15 protein-coding genes, 1 tRNA gene and 3 pseudogenes are annotated in these 18150 nt (G+C 65.3%); 13 read left to right on the forward strand and 6 right to left on the reverse strand.

Annotation, left to right across the window (positions count from 1 at the left end):
• Positions 1-149: 149 nt before the first annotated feature.
• Positions 150-449, reverse strand: a complete 300-nt coding sequence (locus ACPPVW_RS08750; protein ID WP_426626100.1) for a Dabb family protein — start codon at positions 447-449, stop codon at positions 150-152.
• Positions 450-499: 50 nt separating this feature from the next.
• Positions 500-1360, reverse strand: a complete 861-nt coding sequence (locus ACPPVW_RS08755; protein WP_426626101.1) for a DUF6578 domain-containing protein — start codon at positions 1358-1360, stop codon at positions 500-502.
• Between the two features lie 124 nt (positions 1361-1484).
• Between ACPPVW_RS08755 and ACPPVW_RS08760 the strand changes: the two genes are divergently transcribed.
• From ACPPVW_RS08760 to ACPPVW_RS08815, 12 genes and pseudogenes are all read left to right on the forward strand, one after another.
• On the forward strand, positions 1485-3107 hold the full coding sequence (locus ACPPVW_RS08760; protein WP_426626102.1) for a Re/Si-specific NAD(P)(+) transhydrogenase subunit alpha: 1623 nt from the start codon (positions 1485-1487) through the stop codon (positions 3105-3107).
• Positions 3104-4495 (forward strand): Re/Si-specific NAD(P)(+) transhydrogenase subunit beta, encoded by a 1392-nt coding sequence (gene pntB / locus ACPPVW_RS08765; protein WP_426626103.1) that lies wholly within the window; start codon positions 3104-3106, stop codon positions 4493-4495. The genes ACPPVW_RS08760 and pntB overlap by 4 nt, the downstream gene beginning before the upstream one ends.
• A gap of 16 nt (positions 4496-4511) precedes the next feature.
• Positions 4512-4604, forward strand: a pseudogene (locus ACPPVW_RS08770) (DUF2510 domain-containing protein); the annotation flags it as partial.
• 403 nt (positions 4605-5007) lie between these two features.
• Positions 5008-5151, forward strand: a complete 144-nt coding sequence (locus tag ACPPVW_RS08775; protein WP_426626104.1) for a hypothetical protein — start codon at positions 5008-5010, stop codon at positions 5149-5151.
• Positions 5152-5221: 70 nt separating this feature from the next.
• Positions 5222-5313 (forward strand) — tRNA-Ser (locus ACPPVW_RS08780).
• Between the two features lie 471 nt (positions 5314-5784).
• Complete coding sequence (locus ACPPVW_RS08785; protein ID WP_426626105.1) at positions 5785-6033, forward strand: multiubiquitin domain-containing protein; 249 nt, start codon at positions 5785-5787, stop codon at positions 6031-6033.
• A complete protein-coding gene (locus tag ACPPVW_RS08790; RefSeq protein ID WP_426626275.1) occupies positions 6014-7180 on the forward strand; it encodes a ThiF family adenylyltransferase in 1167 nt (388 codons plus the stop codon). The genes ACPPVW_RS08785 and ACPPVW_RS08790 overlap by 20 nt, the downstream gene beginning before the upstream one ends.
• A complete protein-coding gene (locus ACPPVW_RS08795; protein ID WP_426626106.1) occupies positions 7177-7593 on the forward strand; it encodes a DUF6527 family protein in 417 nt (138 codons plus the stop codon). Before ACPPVW_RS08790 ends, ACPPVW_RS08795 begins: the two co-directional genes overlap by 4 nt.
• 190 nt (positions 7594-7783) lie before the next feature.
• Positions 7784-9013, forward strand: coding sequence for an IS21 family transposase (gene istA / locus ACPPVW_RS08800; protein WP_426626107.1), 1230 nt, complete (start codon positions 7784-7786; stop codon positions 9011-9013).
• On the forward strand, positions 9010-9792 hold the full coding sequence (istB, locus tag ACPPVW_RS08805; protein WP_426626108.1) for an IS21-like element helper ATPase IstB: 783 nt from the start codon (positions 9010-9012) through the stop codon (positions 9790-9792). The genes istA and istB overlap by 4 nt, the downstream gene beginning before the upstream one ends.
• A gap of 430 nt (positions 9793-10222) precedes the next feature.
• Entirely contained in the window at positions 10223-11182 is a 960-nt protein-coding gene (locus tag ACPPVW_RS08810) for an IS481 family transposase (RefSeq protein WP_426626109.1), read from the forward strand.
• A gap of 37 nt (positions 11183-11219) precedes the next feature.
• Positions 11220-12511: pseudogene (locus ACPPVW_RS08815) on the forward strand (IS256 family transposase).
• Positions 12512-12626: 115 nt separating this feature from the next.
• On the opposite strand, the pseudogene ACPPVW_RS08820 reads toward ACPPVW_RS08815, so the two are convergent.
• From ACPPVW_RS08820 to ACPPVW_RS08835, 4 genes and pseudogenes are all read right to left on the reverse strand, one after another.
• Positions 12627-13820: pseudogene (locus tag ACPPVW_RS08820) on the reverse strand (IS3 family transposase).
• A gap of 96 nt (positions 13821-13916) precedes the next feature.
• On the reverse strand, positions 13917-14441 hold the full coding sequence (locus tag ACPPVW_RS08825; protein WP_426626110.1) for a hypothetical protein: 525 nt from the start codon (positions 14439-14441) through the stop codon (positions 13917-13919).
• Positions 14442-15175: 734 nt separating this feature from the next.
• Positions 15176-16099: a nucleotidyl transferase AbiEii/AbiGii toxin family protein gene (locus tag ACPPVW_RS08830; RefSeq protein ID WP_426626111.1), complete on the reverse strand. Its 924-nt coding sequence runs from the start codon at positions 16097-16099 to the stop codon at positions 15176-15178.
• Positions 16096-16647: a type IV toxin-antitoxin system AbiEi family antitoxin domain-containing protein gene (locus tag ACPPVW_RS08835; protein WP_426626112.1), complete on the reverse strand. Its 552-nt coding sequence runs from the start codon at positions 16645-16647 to the stop codon at positions 16096-16098. The genes ACPPVW_RS08830 and ACPPVW_RS08835 overlap by 4 nt, the downstream gene beginning before the upstream one ends.
• Before the next feature lie 240 nt (positions 16648-16887).
• On the opposite strand from ACPPVW_RS08835, the gene ACPPVW_RS08840 reads away from it, so the two are divergent.
• Positions 16888-18132 carry an ABC transporter substrate-binding protein gene (locus tag ACPPVW_RS08840; RefSeq protein ID WP_426626113.1) on the forward strand — a complete coding sequence of 415 codons (1245 nt, stop codon included), beginning with the start codon at positions 16888-16890 and terminating at the stop codon, positions 18130-18132.
• The last annotated feature ends 18 nt before the right edge of the window (positions 18133-18150 follow it).

Raw genomic sequence — 18150 nt, forward strand, 5'->3', positions numbered from 1 at the left:
CGGACCCTCCTGTGTATACACAATGATACACAGCAGGGGAGTTTTGGGTCGATTTCTACCGTTTGCTGCGGTTAATGTATACGGGAGGATCGACGCGCTCACCCCGTCGCTCTGCAGCACGGAGCCCGCCTCGCTGATCCAGGCGGCGATCACCCCTTGTGGAGCACGTAGTCGTACTCCTGGAACTCCGCGACCTCCGGAACCCAGCGCTCGCTCACGAACGCGACGTGCGCCGGATGCACGTTGTACGCGTCGTAGGCGGCCTGGTCGGCGAACACCATCGAGAACTGCAGCGTGAGGTCGCTCTTGGCGCCGACCTGGTCGTTGATCGTGAAGTCGTGCACGCCGTCGATCGCGGACAGCTCGCGGTGGGCGGTGTCGAGGAAGTCCCTTTCGGCGGCCGAGCCGCAGTCGTGGGCGAGCCGGAACGTGACGGTGTGCGTGATCATGTCCACCATTCTGTCGGGCGCATCCCCTCGGCCCGAAACTCGGGACGGGCTCACCACGGCGGGTAGGGGCGGCCCGAGCGGGTGCGCACGAGGCGATCCCTGACAGGGCCAGGGACCATGATGAGGCCGCCGCCCACCGAAAGAGACGGCGCCTGCGCCGACGCGGTCAATGTGGCCCCGCTCGGTGCGCGCGCGATCGACACGAAGACGTCGTCTTCGACGGTCTCCGAGAACCCTCCGCTCGCTGCCGCGTCGATGAGGTGACGCAGCGTGGGGAGGGCGTCCGCGGTCCACGGCAGCCTCCACTCGGCGCGCTCCACCTCTACGAACAGCTCGCTGTCGGAGAGGTTCCAGCGGACGGCCGCTGCGTCTTTCCGGGGCGATGCGAGGGTGACGGAGGTGTCGTCGCGCTCGCGGAGGACCTCCACAGCATCGGCGAACCGCTCCTCGACCTCCTCCACGAGCCGCTTGAGCAGCAGCGTGCGTTCGGGCTCGGGCGACGCGTACCGCTCGGGTGGCGGCGAAGGCGGGCGCGGGTCGGGGAGCGCGGCGTCGACGGGGATGCGGAACGTCACTCGGTACGTCGCCCCGCCATAACCCTCGGGTTCTCTTGCGGCGGGCACGGCCTCCACGACCCGCTCGAGCGTGTCGCTCGGGTCGTTGGTCAGGTAGTGTGCGCCGGCCACCGGCACCATGCGCTCGTAAGTCGCCACGATCGCCTCGACGCGGCCGCCGACGTCAGCGCGCGGAGTGTCGTCGTCCATCGGGTGCCGATCGTCCCAATACCGATCGCCGGTCTCGTCCACCATCCGCACGAGTGTGAACCGGAGGTCGTCGCCGACGGCGAAGGGCGCACCGCAGCAGCCGTAGTCGGAACTCCAGACGAGCACCTCGATCGTCGTGCTCTCCATGCCGCCACGCTAGCGGGTCGACGCGGGTCGACGCGGGTCGACGCGGGTCGACGCGTGTCGTCGCCGGATCCCCTCCGCACCGAGAGGGGCTGGTAGGGTCCAGATCAAAAGGCAGGGAGGCCAGGTGTCGACAGTCGGCATCGTCGCTGAACGTCCGGGCGAAGCCCGCGTCTCGTCCAGCCCGAGTTCTGTGAAGAAGCTCGTCTCCCTGGGCTACGACGTCGTCGTGGAGCGCGGCGCCGGCGTGCGCGCCGCCTTCACCGACGAGGCCTTCGCCGCAGCAGGTGCCCGCATCGTCACGCGCGACGACGCGTGGGGCGCCGACATCGTGCTCAGGGTCGCACCTCCCGTTGACGACGAGATCGCCCTGCTCGCCGACGGCGCCACGCTCATCGCGCTGCTCAGCCCCGCGCTCCGCCCCGACCTCCTGGCCGCCCTCTCGCAGCGGGGGATCACTGCGCTCGCACTCGACGCCGTGCCACGCATCTCACGGGCGCAGTCGATGGACGTGCTCAGCTCGATGGCGAACATCTCCGGCTACCGCGCGGTCGTGGAGGCCGCCCACGAGTTCGGCCGCTTCTTCACCGGTCAGGTCACCGCCGCCGGCAAGGTGCCGCCGGCGACGGTGCTCGTCGTCGGCGCCGGGGTGGCCGGTCTCGCCGCGATCGGCGCCGCCTCCAGCATGGGCGCGATCGTTCGCGCCACCGACCCCCGCCCGGAGGTCGCCGACCAGGTGCGCTCGATCGGCGGCGAGTACTTGGCTGTGGAGGTCGCCGGGGACGCGAACAGCCAGCTGCAGTCCGCCGACGGCTACGCCACGCAGACCAGCGAGGCCTACGATCGTCGCGCCGCCGAGATCTACTCCGAGCAGGCGCGGGAGGTCGACATCGTGATCACGACCGCCCTCATCCCCGGCCGCCCGGCGCCCAAGCTGCTGACCGCAGAGGACGTCGCGAGCATGCGGCCCGGATCGGTCATCGTCGACATGGCCGCGGCCCAGGGCGGCAACGTCGCCGGGTCGGTCGCGGGGGAGCGGGTCGTGACCGACGGCGGCGTGATTATCCTCGGCTACACGGACCTCCCGTCGCGGCTGCCGACCCAGTCGTCGCAGCTGTACGGGAACAACCTGGTCAGCCTCCTGACCCTGTTGACACCGCACAAGGACGGCCTGCTGACGCTCGACTTCGACGACGTCGTGCAGCGCTCGGTCACCGTGGTGCGCGACGGAGTGACGACGTGGCCGCCGCCTCCCGTGCAGGTCTCGACGGCACTGGCGCCCGCAGCGCCCGCCCCTGTCGCTGCGCCGGCGCCGAAGGAACCGTGGCTGACGCCCGTGCGGCGGGCCGTGCTCACCGCGGTCGGGCTGGCCGTGCTGTTCCTGCTGACCGCCTTCTCGCCCGACCCGCTCCCGCGGCACGTGACTGTGCTCGTGCTCGCGACCGTCATCGGGTTCTACGTGATCGGCAACGTGCACCACGCCCTGCACACGCCACTGATGAGCGTCACCAACGCCATCTCGGGCATCATTCTGGTCGGCGCGATCGTGCAGATCACCACGCCCGACCTGACCGTGCAGGTGCTCGCTGCGGTCGCGGTGCTCGTGGCCTCCATCAACGTCTTCGGAGGCTTCGCGGTGACCCGGCGGATGCTCGCGATGTTCTCACGCAGCGACAGCGTCGGGCCGCTCAGGGCCGAGCCGAAGCCGGGCGGCGGGGGCAGGGTCGGGCGGGGCGGGGCCGGCCGGTGACCGCGGTCGCCGTGGCGAACGCCGCCTACCTGGTCGCCGCCGTCCTCTTCATCCTCAGCCTCGCCGGGCTTTCCCGGCACGAGACCTCCCGGGGCGGCGTGCTCTACGGGATCGCCGGCATGGTCATCGCGCTCGCGGCGACGATCTGGCTAACTGCGGAGAACGCGCCCGCGCCGTCCGGACTGGTGCTGATGGCCATCGCTGTGCTGATCGGCGCGACCATCGGGCTGTGGCGGGCACGTGTCGTGCAGATGACCGGGATGCCGCAGCTGATCGCCCTGCTGCACAGTTTCGTCGGCCTGGCCGCGGTGATCGTCGGCTGGAACGGCTATCTGTCGCATCCGCATCTTCCCGGCGCGCTCGCCGGAGTGCACAGCGCCGAGGTGGTCATCGGCATCTTCATCGGCGCTGTGACGTTCACCGGCTCGATCGTCGCCTACCTGAAGCTGTCGGCTCGCATCTCGTCGAAACCCCTCATGCTGCCGGGCAAGAACGTGCTCAATGTCGGCGCTCTGGTCGTGTTCGCGGCGCTCGCCGTCTGGTACGTCGTCACGCCCGAACTGTGGCTGCTGGCCGCGGTGACGCTGGTCGCCCTCGCGCTCGGTGTGCACCTGGTGGCGTCGATCGGAGGAGGCGACATGCCCGTCGTCGTCTCCATGCTCAACAGTTACTCGGGCTGGGCGGCCGCCGCCTCCGGGTTCCTGCTCGACAACGACCTCCTGATCGTCACGGGCGCGCTCGTGGGCTCGTCCGGTGCCTACCTGTCGTACATCATGTGCAAGGCGATGAACCGGTCGTTCCTGTCGGTGATCGCGGGAGGCTTCGGCATCGAGGCGCCCGCGGCCTCCGGAGCCGAGGAGCAGGGCGAGTACCAGGAGGTCTCCGCCGAACAGACCGCGGAACTGCTGAAGAACGCCACCTCGGTGGTGATCACCCCCGGCTATGGGATGGCCGTCGCGCAAGCCCAGTACCCGGTCGCCGAGCTCGTGAAGAAGCTGCGCGAGAGCGGCGTGGAGGTGCGGTTCGGCATCCACCCGGTCGCCGGCCGCCTCCCCGGGCACATGAACGTGCTGCTCGCCGAGGCGCGCGTGCCCTACGACATCGTGCTCGAGATGGACGAGATCAACGACGACCTGTCGAGAACCGACGTCGTGCTCGTCATCGGCGCGAACGACACCGTCAACCCGGCGGCCGCCGAGGACCCGGCGAGCCCGATCGCGGGCATGCCGGTGCTGCGCGTGTGGGAGGCCAGCCAGGTCGTGGTGTTCAAGCGCTCGATGGCAGCCGGGTACGCGGGCGTGCCGAACCCGCTGTTCTACCGGGAGAACGCGCGGATGCTCTTCGGCGACGCCCGGCAGGCGGTCGACGAGATACTGGGGTACTTCTGATGGTGGAGGCAGCGTCCTGACAGACCCGAATACGCGCGCTGTTCCCGGCTGGTACCCCGACCCGTATCGGCAGGCGCCGCTGCGCTGGTGGGACGGGGCGCAGTGGACAGCGCAGGTCGGCGGAGGCCGGACCGGCCATCCCATCCCGACCCGACGCCCGCTCCCGCCGGAGATTCCGGTGTACACGGTGTGGATCTGGCTGGTGGTGTTGCTGCCGCTGGTGAGCGTGGTGCTGACCTTCGCCTGGAACCCGATCGGCGTGACGTCCGAGTTCATGCACGGCCTCCTCTCGGACCCGCAACACCCGACGATGAACCTGGTGGCCCCTCTACACGCCCGCGTACCTGGTCAGCATCCTCCTCGGCTGCATCACCTACGCCGCCATCATCGTCTCGGCCTGGCTCGACTACCGCGAGCTGGTAGGCCGCGGCGTCGAGCGCCCGTTCCACTGGGCCTGGGCGTTCCTCCTCCCGCAGGTCTACTCGATCGGCCGCTCGGTGATCGTGCGACGGGTGGCGGGAGGCCGCGGCAGCGCCCCGATCTGGGCGAGCATCGCCGTGGCCGTCATCGCGGTGCTAGCGAGCGTCGCGCTCGCCATCCTGATCACGGCGGTGGTCCTCCAGAGCATCCCGACCCCGACGGGCGTCGGAGCCTGAGAAACCCGTGTCCGGACGGGTGCGGAACGTCCGTTATGATGGCTGTCGTGCGTCCGCTCGCGGGCGCTTAGGAGACGTCGCATAGTTCGGCCTAGTGCACCACCCTGCTAAGGTGGAGTCCCCGTAAGGGGACCGAGGGTTCAAATCCCTCCGTCTCCGCCATTAAATGTGCCGGTCAGAGGCTATTTCTGGTTGCAAGAGTTGGCCCAAAACCCCACAAAAGCCCTACGGTTCACCACGGAGACCCGCTGGCATAGTCGAGCACCACAATTGGCGTGACGCTGTCGTCATCGAAACAGTGCCAATGAGATCGAACCACCGTAGAACGCATCCGCAGCGAATGTGGTGCCGGCCTGTTCAGCGAGCGCTCGGCCTGCCAGCGTGCGGCGTGCACGTACTTGGTCGTGCCTCACTAAGGCCGGCCAGGATACGGGGCTCTCGCCTGCAAATCGGCCCTCTCATCTGCAGCTGTAAGCCCCCGACCATGTACGTGGACGAGGGGGCCGAAGCGAGGCCCTTGATTGGGGATGGCTCTCGAACGTCGGTAGTCGGGCGTAGCTTGATGGTGCTTCAGTTAGATCCTCGGTTACTCGAGCTGAGGGCGAGAGAGCTGGAGCAGCAAGGAGATTCGCTGTGGCTCACGAAGATCACGTGAAGACATACAAGGTGTTCGTCAACGGTGTTGAAAAGGTCGTTGATCACGAGGTACTCACCTATGAAGAGGTCGTGCGCCTCTTCATCGCGCAGCCGGTCGAAGGCACCATCTACGCCGTGAGCTTCGAGCACGGCAAGGAGCCCAAGGAGGGTGAGCTCGTCGCTGGGCAGTCCGTCACAATCAAGCAGAACACCGAGTTTGACGTCGATGACACTGGTCGGTCGTAGCCCGGACCTCGCGAGGCTCGTGGAGGAGGGGTACGACATCGAGATCCGCGGTGCGGACCTCCTCGTGCATCACGTTCCCTACGTCACGAGCGCCGGAACCGTCGACTATTGCATCTTGGTGTCGGATTTGTCGACGAACGGGGAGCAGGCGATCGCCCCCGGTCGTCACGAGGTGTGGGTTGTCGGTGGGATTCCATATGACCATCAGGGCCGGAAGATCTCGATCATCGCCGACGAAGTAGCGACGAGTTTCGGTGGGGGGCTGACCGCTGCGTGCAGGCTGTCGGGCAAGCCGAACAACCAGATGCCACGGGACTACCACCACAAGCTCGCGAACTACGTCGACATTCTCGGCAGGTACGCGCGAGCGATCTCGCCGGATGCGACATACAAGGACTATCCGCCGCGGGAGTCAACCGCCACGGAATCGGTGTTCCGCTATCACGACTCCGCCACAAGCCGCTCAGGGCTGAGCGCCATCACCAGCAAGCTCGAACTCGGCAAGGTGGCGATCGTGGGTCTCGGAGGCACCGGTTCGTACATCCTCGATCTCGTCGCGAAGACCCCTGTACGCGAGATCCACCTCTTCGACGACGACGTGCTCTATGCCCACAACGCATTTCGGGCTCCCGGCGCGGCGACTCTCGAGGAGCTCGTGACGATGCCGAAGAAGGTCGACTACTTCGCCGGCCGCTACGACGCGATCCGACGCGACGTGACCCCGCATCCGGTCCGACTCGACGCAACGAACATCGACGAGCTGTCAGAAATGGACTTCGTGTTCCTCTCGATGGACGCCGGACCAGCCAAGAAGCAGATCGTCGACCAGCTGCAGGCGTGGGGAAAAAGCTTCATCGACTGCGGCATGGGGGTCCGGCGACAAGACGATTCGCTCGCCGGAACGATGCGAGTAACCACAGCATTGCCGGGCAAGTACGACCACCTCGGCAGCCGCATCTCCTACACGGACGTGAACGCCAACGAGTACGACTGGAACATCCAAACTGCCGACCTGAACATGCTCAACGCAGTGCTCGCCGTCCTGAAATGGAAGAAGCTCGTGGGGTACTACGTCGATCGAAAGCAGGAGCTCAACTCCTCGTACGTCAGTGCGAGCAACCATCTGTTCAGCGGGGACCTGCCTTGAGGCAGTCCGAGTTCACACCCGAGTTCGTCACCACCGTCCCGGAAGAACTCGAGGAAGGCCGCCTCTACATTTCGGAGCGATTTCGCACCGCTTCGCACCTCTGCGCGTGCGGCTGCGGCGCTCACGTGGTTACGTCACTGAAGCCGGCAAAATGGCAACTCACCAATCGCGATGGCCGAGTCTCACTCTCGCCGTCGATCGGACGGTGGCAATTGCCCTGCCAGTCCCACTACTGGATCCGCGACAACCGCGTCGTCTGGTCGTACTCCTTCACCGAGGAGGAGAAATCCGCCGTTCAGCGGCGCGATGCACAGGCGGTCCGCGACTACTACGAGGCTCGTCGCGGGCGCCGATCCCTCGAATTCCTCAGACGAGTGTGGCGCCGCCTCACTGGGCGCGATCGTCCGCGCTAGAGCACTCGTCGCCGAGGAGGACAGTGTGGCGCCAGATCTCCTAACTGTGCGGGAACCCCACCAGCGGAAGTGGAAGGCCGGGATCAGGGCAGCCAAACGTTGACTGGCTGCCGTAGTGGGTGTCAGCGCTCGTGAGGAACTGAACACATTCGCTCTTTGAGAACTGGACACCTACTCCACGATTGGACGGGTGATCTCCTTGGAACATTGGGCGTTGATTCGGCAGTTGCATCTGGCGGAAGGGTTTCCGAAGGCGCAGATCGCAAGACAGCTCGGGATCTCGCGCACGACGGTGTTGAAGGCGTTGGCGTCGGAGTCGCCGCCGACGTTCCAGACACCGGACCGGCAGTCCGCTTTCGACGGGTTCGAGCCGCGGGTGCGGTCGCTGCTGGCCGAGTTCCCGACGATGCCGGCGACGGTGATCGCTGAACGGGTCGGTTGGGCGGGGTCGCCGTCGTGGTTCCGGAAGCGGGTCGCGCTGCTGCGGCCGGAGTATGCGCCGAAGGACCCAGCCGACCGGTTGGACTACTCGCCGGGCGATCAGGTCCAGTGCGATCTCTGGTTCCCGCCGGTTCGGATTCCGACCGGGACGGGGCAGTGGGCGTCGTTCCCGGTGTTGGTGATGGTGGCCTCGTATTCACGGTTCATCACCGCCCGGATGCTGCCGACCCGCAGGACACCGGATCTGCTGGCGGGCATGTGGTTCCTGCTGAGCCAGCAGTTGGGCGCGGTTCCGCGTCGGCTCGTTTGGGACAACGAGGCCGGCATCGGCCGCCGGAACCATCTCGCGGAAGGCGTCGCTGGGTTCTGCGGGACTCTGGCCACCCGGGTCGTTCAGCTCAAACCCTTCGACCCAGAGTCCAAGGGCATCGTCGAACGCGCGAACCAGTACTTGGAGACCTCGTTCATGCCCGGACGGCAGTTCGAGCACCCCGACGACTTCAACGCCCAGCTGGCGGCCTGGCTGGTCAGAGCGAACGAGCGGATGGTTCGGTCGCTGCAGGCCAGGCCGACTCAGCTGATTGAGCTGGACCGGAAGGCAATGCTTGTCCTGCCGCCGGTTGATCCGCAGGCCGGGTTCCGCAACCGGATCCGAGTCGGCCGGGACTACTACACGCCCGTCCTCGGCAACGACTACTCCGTCGACCCGGCAGTGATCGATCGGATGGTCGATATCAGCGCCGACCTGGAACGGGTCCAAGCCCGCCTCGCCGGTCGGCTGGTCGCCGACCATCCCCGCAGCTGGGGACGCGCCGGACGCATCACCGACCCCGAACACGTCAGCAACGCCGGCCGGCTGCGAACCGCGTTCCAGCAACCGCGCCCGAAGACGATCGAGGATGCCGGGATCCTGCGGGATCTGGCCGACTACGACGCCTTCTTCGGCATCACCCTCGACCAGGAGGAGCACACCGCATGACCGCCACCGCTATCAAGCAGATCGACCACCTCGCCCGGGCGCTGAAAGCGCCGCGCATCCAGGAGCACGCCGCCCGGCTGGCCGAGCATGCCCGCGACGCCGGTTGGTCCCACGAAGAATACCTAGCCGCCGTCCTGGACCGGGAAGTCTCCGCCCGGGACTCCTCCGGCAGCGAACTACGGATCCGAGCGGCCGGGTTCCCCGCCCGCAAGACGATCGAGGACTACGTGCTCGATCACCAACCCGCGCTCAAACGCGACACCATCCTTCACCTGGCCGGCGGGGCCTTCCTCGCAGGCGGGCAGAACGTCGTCCTGATCGGCCCGCCCGGAACCGGGAAGACGCACCTGGCGATCGCGCTCGGCATCAGAGCCGCCCACCAAGGTCACCGGGTCCTGTTCGGCACCGCGACCGAATGGGTCACCCGCCTGCAAGCGGCCCACGCGGTCGGCAAGCTCGGCGCCGAACTGGCCAAGCTGCGCCGCTACGGGCTGATCATCGTCGACGAGGTCGGCTACATCCCGATCGAGCAAGACGCCGCGAACCTGTTCTTCCAACTCGTCTCATCCCGTTACGAACACGCGTCGCTGATCCTAACCAGCAACATGCCCTTCGCCCGCTGGGGCGACGTCTTCTCCGACCAGGTCGTCGCCGCGGCCATGATCGACCGCATCGTCCATCACGCCGAAGTCGTCACCTTGAAGGGCTCCAGCTATCGACTCAGAAACACCGAGATCGAGACGCTACCCTCCGTCCGCGCCGAAAACGCGGCAAACTAACCACACACAACTGTTCAGATCTCAAAGAGCGAAACTGACCAGTTCCTCACGAGCGCCGACAGTGGGAATATCAAGCGATCCCGACACGACGTCGATGGCTAGCGTCGCATCGCAGGTCGACTGAGATGGCTAGAGGGCAACCTTCTTTGCTTTGGCGAAACGAGATTGAGAAGCCCAGCGCCTCGTACTCCATCACCGCGCTGAAGGAGCTGATCGCGGGAGAGGCAGAGGCCCGATGGCAAGCGGGTCGAGATACACGCTCTGTGCACAAGGGTCGGAGGGAGCGGACACGGGCGAGCACCGACGAAATAGCGCCCAAGCTGGTGGTCCTAGGTGTAGTTCCTCGACACGTTGTGAACGGTTGAGGTGAGCGAAGGCCTCCGTGGAGGATGTGGGTTACCACACTCACATCTAGCCAACGGAGGTCTTCGTGACTCACGCTAATGCACCGTTGACGCCGGAAGGGCGTCGACGGCTGGTCGAGCTGGTTCTGGAGCGCGGGTGGTCATTGCGGCGGGTGGCGGAACGGTTCCAGTGCTCGCCCGCGACGGCGAAACGGTGGGTCGATCGGGCACGCGCAGGCTTGCCGATGACCGACCGACCCTCCCGCCCGCACTCGTCCCCGAATCGGTGTCCGGCCCGGTTGGAGCGCCGGATCGTGGCGTTGCGGTTCAGGTGGCGGTGGGGTCCGCATCGGATCAGCTACCACCTCGGTGTTCCCCGTTCCACCGTGGGCAGGGTGCTGGCCCGGTATCGGATGCCGCTACTGCACCACCTCGATCAAGCGACCGGGCTCCCTATCCGCAAACCGAGGGCTGTCCGTTATGAGCACGCTCGCCCCGGCCAGCTGGTCCATGTCGATATCAAGAAGCTCGGCCGCATCCCCGATGGTGGTGGCCACCGAGTCCTGGGGCGGGCAGCAGCACCGTCCCGGCACCGCGGCCGCGGCTATGCGTTCCTGCATCCCGCTATCGATGACCACTCCAGGCTGGCCTACTCGGAGATCCTGAACGATGAGCGCAAAGAGACCGCCGCCGGATTCTGGCTGCGCGCCAACGCGTTCTTCACCGCCGCTGGGATCACCGTCACCGCGGTCATGACCGACAACGGTGCGTGCTACCGGTCGAAACTGTTCGCCGACGCTCTCGGCACGAGAGTCAAGCACCGGCGCACGCGCCCCTACCGGCCGCAGACCAACGGGAAAGTCGAACGATTCAACCGCACCCTGGCCACCGAGTGGGCCTACGCGCACGCCTACCTCAGCGACGAAGCCAGAGCCGCAACCTACGACACCTGGCTCCATCACTACAATCACCACAGACCCCACACCGGAATCGGCGGCCTCGTCCCCTCAGCCGGGACTGTGGATTTAACGGTGTTTCCGGCCTGACGCGCTGCGTGTGATGTGTGGCGGGGAAGGTGCCGTGATGACGACGACACTGGATGTTGTGAGTCCGAAGAAACACCATGATGATGACCGTTCCGCGGAGGCCGCTGCGGCGGCCGAGCTGGTGCGGCTGGCCAAAGAGCAGGGTCTGGCTCTGACGGGCCCGGACGGGTTGCTGAAGCTGTTCACGAAGAACGTGCTCGAGACCGCGCTGAACGAGGAGCTGACCGAGCACCTCGGCCATGAGAAGAACCGGGCTGACCTCGACCGTGAGAGCGGAAACGTGCGCAACGGGACTCGGCCGAAGACCGTGCTGACCGAAGCGACCGGGCAGGTCACGATCGATGTGCCGCGGGATCGCGATGGGTCGTTCGAGCCGAAGATCGTGAAGAAGCGCCAACGTCGGTTGAACGGGGTCGAGGAAATCGTCCTGTCGTTGTATGCAAACGGGCTCACCACTGGTGAGATCTCGGCGCACTTCGCTCAGATCTATGGTGCCTCGGTCTCGAAGGAGACGATCTCCAGGATCACGGACAAGGTGATCGACGAGATGAACGAATGGTCCGCCAGGCCGCTCGAGGAGGTCTATGCGGCGATCTTCATCGATGCGATCGTGGTGAAGATCCGCGACGGGCAGGTCGCGAACCGGCCGATCTATGCCGCGATCGGAGTCACCCTCGCTGGCGAGAAGGACGTCCTCGGACTCTGGGCTGGGACCGGCGGTGAGGGTGCGAAGTTCTGGATGAGTGTCCTCACCGACATCAAGAATCGTGGGGTGCGTGACACGTTCTTCCTCGTCTGCGATGGTCTGAAGGGTTGCCCGAGGTTGTCGGCAACGTCTGGCCACTCACGACGGTGCAGACGTGCATCATCCACCTGATCCGGAACACGTTCCGGTTGGCGTCGAAGAAGGACTGGGATGCGCTCAAACGCGATGTGAAGCCGATCTATACCGCTCCGAGCCCGAACGCCGCTCGGGCCGCGTTGGAAGAGCTCGACCAGAAGTGGGGCAAGAAATACGCGGCGATTATCCGGCTCTGGGAGTCCGCGTGGGAGGAGTTCATCCCCTTCCTGGACTACGACATCGAGATTCGCCGGGTGATCTGCTCGACGAACGCGATTGAGTCCCTCAACGCCCGATACCGGCGTGCGGTGCGCGCCAGAGGACACTTCCCGACAGAGCAGGCGGCGCTCAAGTGCCTGTATCTTGTCACCAGATCACTCGACCCGACCGGTGCGGGACGAGTCCGATGGACGATGCGATGGAAACCTGCTCTCAACGCGTTCGCCATCACCTTCGCAGACCGCTGGCCGGCCGCGGAGACCTACTAAATGAAAACCGCCGGAAACACCGTTACTGAGATAGTCCCCCTCAGCCCGCGTTCACAACCTCACGGGGAACTACACCTAGGGGTCTGCTGCACGGTTAGGTGACAGGTTGTTGTAGTCACGCAGCCAGTGCGGCTGGGATGTTCATGATGGCCTCGAATTCGATGGGGGTCAAACGGCCGAGGGCGGCTTGGCGTCGGCGTCGGTGGTAGGTCCGTTCGATCCAGGTCACGATCGCGATCCGCAGTTGGTCGCGGGTGGTCCAAGAGCGGCGGTTGAGGACGTTCTTTTGCAGGAGGCTGAAGAAGCTCTACATTGCGGCGTTATCGCCGCAGGAGGCGACTCTGCCCATTGATCCGACCAGGCGGTGTCGGGCCAGAGCCCGCAGGAACTTCCTGCTCCGAAATAGGGATCCTCGATCGCTGTGGACCACGCAGACGGCGACATCGCCCCGCATCTGGGTGGCGTTGTTCAGGGCGTTCACGGCCAGGATCGACTTCATTCTGGAGTCGATGGAGTAGCCGACGATCTTGTTGCCGAATACGTTTTTGATCGCGCAGAGGTAGAGCTTGCCCTCACCGGTGTTGTGCTCGGTGATGTCGGTCAGCCAGAGCTGGTTCGGCCCGTCGGCGGTGAACACGTGTCGTGTGCGTCCGTCCTCGTGGATGACGGTGCAGAGATCGTCGTGGACGGCGGGGCCAGGTTTCTTGCCGTTGCGCCCCCCGTTTCTTCCCGAACGCACTCCACCACCCGTTGGCTGACGCGATCCGCCACGCGGTCCGGTCCGCCATCGCCTGCCCAGCGTCGCGGGCTTCGTCGGCGAGGAGTCGGTGCCCGAACTCGGGGTCATCACGGTGCGCGTCGAACAGTGCGTTCGCGCGATATGCCTCCACGACCTCGCTGGTGGTGATCGGGTCTGCCAGCCACCGGTAGTAGGGCTGGCGGGAGAGCCCCCGGACCCGGCACGTCACCGTCACGGGGACACCCGATCCGGCGAGCTCCATCACGAGCGGGTACCACCTTTTCCCGGCAGGTTCGCCTGCGACAGATACGCCGCCGCCCGGCGCAGGACCTCGTTCTCCTGCTCCAGCAGCCGGATCCGTTTCCGCGCCTCACGGAGTTCGCCACCCTCGGGCCGGGTCTGGCCGGGCTTGGTCCCCTCGTCGATGTCCGCACGGCGCAACCATTTCTGCAACGTCATCGGGTGGACACCGAAGTCTTTCGCGATCTGCTCAATCGTGACTCCGGGCTCGCGGTTCCTCGCGACGCGGACAACATCGTCACGAAACTCCGTCGGGTAAGGCTTGGGCACAGCAACATCCTTCCAGGCCCACCCCACGGGCAAGCCAGATCAGATGTCACCTAACCGTGCAGCAGACCCCTCGGTCGTGAGCGCACAGCACCGGGGTTAACCGATCTTCGTCCACGTGCCACAGCTACTGGTTTCGAAGATGTCCCCCGCCTTGAGCGTGACAACGGCCGGTCCGTTGACGATGTTGTTGTCGATGATGTTCGCGTCGGAGCTGGTGCCGGACATCCACGCGTAGTAGCAGTCGCTAGCGCTGCTGATCGAGTACACCCCGGGCGTGACCGTCGATCCGACCACATGGATGCCATCGCTGAACTGAGTCGATTGCACCTGTTGCGTTTGCGCGTCGAGCGCCGCCTGATCTGCCTTGAGCTTCGCTTCCCCAGCAGTCAGCGCGGCCTCGCGGTCCTTGATGTCGGAGATGTGCTGGTTCGCCGTATCCAAGTCGTTCGTCGAGATCGCAAGCTGGGACTTCGTGTCCGACAGCTGTTGAGCCAGCTTGTGCTGCATCGCCTTATATTCAACCGTGGTTGCAACCGCGGGCCGTGTGGCATACCCAATGGCAGCCCCGGCGATGCCGCCGACGACCAGCACTACCGCCGCGGCGATCACGGCGGTCCGCACCGCGACCGTTCGAGCGAAGATCTATGTCTTTCCGGCGTGCGCGTCGCTTGAGCGGGCATCCTCGTCACCGGAGTCCTTGAGCTCAGAGTCTGGGGGATTGGGTGCCTCACCACCACTTTGCTCGGAATCAACTGAAGTTTCAGCTTCGACCGCACCCGCGCCTGTTGATTCCGTCTCGGCGGTCGGCCGCTCGGGGTTCTCGTGAGCTGACATAGTGGTGCTCCTCGGGTTGGGCCCGAGCGTAGTCATGTGAAAACCTTCACGCTGCCCCCCAAATGGGCGGACGTCCGATTTCTCCCGTACCTGTGTGTCGAAGGGCATTACTCAGAAGAACTGGTACTCCCTCACCGGGGAGTACGGCTACGGAGCTCGCAAAGCAGCCCAAGAGAATGCCAAGACTGCTGGCGAGGCACGCCGCATCGCGCGTGCCACCGCAAGCGAAGGCGCCTGACCCCCACCACGACGAGACAGAAAGGAGGGATCACCAGTGAACAAATCGGGCGCAGAGAAGTGGGTCACCATTCGCGCGGCGATAGGCGACTGGGGATCTACCCTCCGACTCGTCGTCATCATCGGCGCTTTCGCGATAGCCTCGGTGCCAGCCTCGATTGTCATCGCGCTCCTGGTGCGACAATGAGCCTCGAGGACTCGGTCCGCCGAGACTCGCAACCGCTAATGCGCCGGGTCAGGATGCGGTACGTCGATCCGACCCAAAGAACCTGCGATCGGACAGCTCAGGCAGCCGCGGCGATCTCCTCGATCCAGGCATTGACCACCTTGATCGCTTCGTCGAGTGTCAACGTCACCTCCGCCTGGCTTGCCGCGCGTGGGTAGTCAGCGACCCAAATCTCGTTGCTGATGATCACCGGCGGCCACGTCCGCCCCTCGAGCCCGAGCGACTCCGCCTCCGCCGCCCGACCCGCGAACACCGTCTCAGCTGCGCTGCGCACCTCAACAAGGGTGACACCTTCGAGTAGAAGCTGTTCCTTGATCAGCAGCAAGTCGAGCACGTCTCGCACGCTGTCGTTTCTCCGAGTCGGCGGATCGTGCGGGTCGGTGCAGGCGTGCAGCTTCTGGGCTACCTGATACGCGAGCGAGATAGTGACCAACTCGTTGGCCGATTCGAGGCCGAAGAAGCCGAAGTCGTCTGCGGGGACGTATTCGACGTCGGGTTGTGTTGCGCCGTCTGCGAATGCGATTTCGACTTGAATCTTCCGCCAGACTCTGCCTCGGATCTCCAAGCGCACAGCGAAGCGCCGCGGTTTCACCCGGCGTACCGGCACGTTGATGGTCTCAATCTCGGATCGGCTCAACGTGAAAGGTCCCCACGGTTCAGCGAACGCTTCGTCCAGTTTCTGGACGAACGCGTCCACCTCGCCGCGGAACATCGCGTCCACATCTTTAGTGGATCGGGAGGTCGCTGACAGCCGGCGCTCGAGGAACGCACCACCTTTGAGGAGGAACAGCGCGCCAAGCTCCGGGTCGGACACCCGTTGCATTGCCGCGACGACGATTGTTGACGCGATCTGCCAGGAGAGTCGGCCGGAGTCGCCGATGCCAAGCGCTTTGGCAGCATGGTTCACCCATGCATTGAGGGCCGCGATCGTCGTGGGGGTTCTGTCTTTGTCGGGGAGGGTGGACAGGTCGATGCGGCTCATTGACGTCGTCCGAGCTTCTGGCGCAACCGCGCAGCTTCCATCTCAGTGATTGCCCCTCGTTTGCGGGCGGTCTTGATAGCGGTCGTCAGCAGGTAATTCGGTGTGCCGTAGTCGATGCACTGGTCGATGGCTGTGGCAGGGGTCACGGTCGGGATGCCTTCCCACCATCCAAGCTGACGTGGTTCCAGGTCCTGTTGGTGGAGCATGTAGCCTCCGCCTCCGTCGCGACGGATACGCTTCTGCCGCGGCACGGTCAGATGGATTTGGTCCGGGTTGACTTCGCAGAGTTCATGCACGGCAAGCGTGGTCTCATGGCTGAGCGCTGCTTGGTCGGAGCCGGTCCAAAGGACGGCAAGCATGTATTCGTCACGGTCCGTGACGGGAAGCTGGTCGAAACGGTAGACACCGTGCGTTACGTGACGCAACTGGTGGCGGTTGGCGAGTTTCGCCAGTTCGACGGGGCGTACGCCGAGCTCGCGAGCAGCCCGTGTCGTCACAAATCCGTATTGTTCGGTCGCAACGTCCCAAAGGTCTGTCCGCACAGTCATTCTCCGAGCCTCCTTGGATGTCAAAACTATACCAGTTTCGGCATAGTTTTGACATTCCTCCTGTTTCCGTCGATTAGCGGTCCTTGACGTGCTTCTTCTAACTTTTGCCGCGGACATGCGCCGACGCTGCCCTTGCATTACCTCCGACCGCCGTCTATGATCCGATTTACAACGTTAGATTGCATCGTTGTAAACCCGATCCGATCCAGCATGGGGGATCGGTCCCACGAGAGGCATTCAATGAAGAAATTGCTCACGACGTTCGCCGTCGTGGCCGGCGCCTCACTGGCACTGGCCGGCTGCTCCGCGACATCGGGTTCTTCCGACACCTCGGGCCCCGTGACGCTGACCTACTGGCACGGTTACACGGAGGCCGACGGCAAGGTCCTCGACACGATCGTCGACGACTTCAACAAGTCGCAGAAGAACATCACCATCAAGACCACGACCAAGACCTGGGCGGTCATCGGAGACACCCTGCTCCCCGCCCTGACGGCGAAGAAGGGGCCGGACATCGTCGCCGTGCCCGCTGAGACGCTGCCCGTCTACGCGTCCAAGGGTGCGTTCGCCAAGCTCGACGACTTCTACTCCGGCGACATCAAGAACGCCAACCTCAACCCGCGGGCGGTGGAGATGGAGAAGATCGACGGCGCCTACTACGGCGTCCCGACCGGATTCGTGCCGCTCTCAGTAATCTACAACAAGACGCTGTTCCAGAACGCCGGCATCACCACCTTCCCGACCACGTGGGACGAATGGGCCGCCGACGCGAAGAAGCTCACCGACTCCTCCACCGGACAGTACGGTCTGGCGCTGCCCGACCACGCGACCGTCGGCAACGGCGTCTGGGCGAGCCTGTTCTACGGCAACGGCGGCGACATCGTCGCGGGCGGCAAGTCGGTCGTCGACTCATCCGCCAACCAGGAGACGCTGAGCTACTGGGCGAAGGCGGTCACGCAGGACAAGATCTCGCCGACCGGCCTCGACGGCGTCGCATCCGACAAGCTGTTCTCCTCGGGCAAGGCCGCGATGGAGGTCGGCGGACCGTGGATGGCGGGAGTCGCCGCGGCCGACAAGATCGACTACGGCATCGCCGCGATCCCCGCGGGCCCGAAGGCGTCCGCGTCGTCCGCCATCGGCATCTCCGCGGCGATCACGGCCCAGGCCGACCCCGCCAAGCAGGCCGCGGCCAAGAAGTTCTTCGACTACTTCTTCACCAAGGAGGTCGCTACCAAGTGGTCGCTCGGCTCCGGCTGGCCTCCGCTGCGCACCGACATCCCGGCCTCCGCGGTCTCGGCCAACCCGGTCGTCGAGTCGCTGACGAAGATCGCGGGCGACGCACGGCCGCTGCTCCCCGGCATCGCCAACAGCACCGACGTCCTCGCCGCGGTCGACGAGGCCACGCAGAAGGCTCTCGCCGGCGGCGACCCGCAGCAACTGCTGAAGGACGCCTCCACCAAGGTCCAGCAGGCACTCGGCAAGTGACGCACGGCGGGCCGCCGC

The organism is Leifsonia sp. McL0607 (assembly GCF_049993355.1).
GTDB lineage: Bacteria > Actinomycetota > Actinomycetes > Actinomycetales > Microbacteriaceae > Leifsonia.

Bases quoted from the DNA above. Each gene is read 5' to 3' on its own strand.
- ACPPVW_RS08750 (WP_426626100.1), bottom strand. From the start codon at position 449: ATGATCACGCACACCGTCACGTTCCGGCTCGCCCACGACTGCGGCTCG.
- ACPPVW_RS08755 (WP_426626101.1), bottom strand. From the start codon at position 1,360: ATGGAGAGCACGACGATCGAGGTGCTCGTCTGGAGTTCCGACTACGGC.
- ACPPVW_RS08790 (WP_426626275.1), top strand. From the start codon at position 6,014: ATGACACTGGTCGGTCGTAGCCCGGACCTCGCGAGGCTCGTGGAGGAG.
- istB (WP_426626108.1), top strand. From the start codon at position 9,010: ATGACCGCCACCGCTATCAAGCAGATCGACCACCTCGCCCGGGCGCTG.
- ACPPVW_RS08830 (WP_426626111.1), bottom strand. From the start codon at position 16,099: ATGAGCCGCATCGACCTGTCCACCCTCCCCGACAAAGACAGAACCCCC.
- ACPPVW_RS08835 (WP_426626112.1), bottom strand. From the start codon at position 16,647: ATGACTGTGCGGACAGACCTTTGGGACGTTGCGACCGAACAATACGGA.
- ACPPVW_RS08840 (WP_426626113.1), top strand. From the start codon at position 16,888: ATGAAGAAATTGCTCACGACGTTCGCCGTCGTGGCCGGCGCCTCACTG.